An 862-nucleotide genomic window follows, 5' to 3' on the forward strand; every position below is an offset into this window, starting at 1 on the left:
CCGACACCTAGTACCCATCGTTTACGGCGTGGACTACCAGGGTATCTAATCCTGTTTGCTCCCCACGCTTTCGCGCCTCAGCGTCAGTTATGGCCCAGTAAGTCGCCTTCGCCACTGGTGTTCCTCCTAATATCTACGCATTTCACCGCTACACTAGGAATTCCACTTACCTCTTCCATACTCAAGTCTGCCAGTATCAGATGCACGTTCAGGGTTGAGCCCTAACCTTTCACATCTGACTTAACAAACCGCCTGCGCGCCCTTTACGCCCAGTGATTCCGGACAACGCTTGCCCCCTATGTTTTACCGCGGCTGCTGGCACATAGTTAGCCGGGGCTTCCTCCTCATCTACCGTCCTAGAACTGTCAGTTACTACAGTCCTCTCTCTTGGATGAGGACAGAGTTTTACAACCCGAAGGCCTTCTTCACTCACGCGGCATTGCTCCGTCAGGCTTGCGCCCATTGCGGAAGATTCCCCACTGCTGCCTCCCGTAGGAGTTTGGGCCGTGTCTCAGTCCCAATGTGGCCGTTCACCCTCTCAGGCCGGCTACTGATCATCGCTTTGGTGAGCCGTTACCTCACCAACTGGCTAATCAGACGCGAGTCCATCCGGTAGCAACAGCTCAAAGGCCGTCTTTCTTATAATCACCATGTAGTGATTGTAAGCTATGCGGTATTAGCAGTGATTTCTCACTGTTATTCCCCACTACCGGGCAGGTCACTCACGCGTTACTCACCCATCCGCCACTAACTCGGGAAGGGTCTCTCCGAAGAGGTCTCCTTCCTCCGTCCGTTCGACTTGCATGTGTTAGGCATGCCGCCAGCGTTTGTCCTGAGCCAGGATCAAACTCTCCGTGTTATA

General features: G+C 53.8%; 1 rRNA gene. It reads right to left on the reverse strand.

Features of this window, described 5'->3' with window-relative positions:
• Positions 1 to 859, reverse strand: a 16S ribosomal RNA gene (locus ACLGL1_RS09765); the annotation flags it as partial.
• Positions 860 to 862: the final 3 nt, after the last annotated feature.

It is taken from the genome of Peptococcus simiae (genome assembly GCF_046569735.1).
Lineage (GTDB): Bacteria > Bacillota > Peptococcia > Peptococcales > Peptococcaceae > Peptococcus > Peptococcus simiae_A.